General features: G+C 62.1%; 1 protein-coding gene. It reads left to right on the forward strand.

Going from position 1 to position 253, the window contains the following annotated elements:
* The coding region (locus AC0L20_RS41400) for a hypothetical protein (RefSeq protein WP_473295895.1) at positions 1 to 253 on the forward strand (253 nt) is incomplete at both ends.

Genomic DNA, 253 nt, shown 5'->3' on the forward strand with positions numbered 1-253 from the left:
GCGTGTATCAGCCAGGGAAGCTGCTTCACCTTCGTCGACCAGTCCAACCCGGTTGCGCGGGTTGAAAAGATTGCCGACCTGATCCGCGCCGAGGTGATCGTCACTGCGACGCCGCAACGGCTGGAAGGCCTGGATCGCTGGCCACAATGGGTCACGTCATCCCTGGACAATGGCGACCCGGCGACACTGCCGCTTGAGCCTGAACTGACCCAGCCGGCCTTTTATATTCTTCCCACCTCCGGCAGTACCGGTG

Source organism: Bradyrhizobium sp. Kon58 (genome assembly GCF_055807455.1).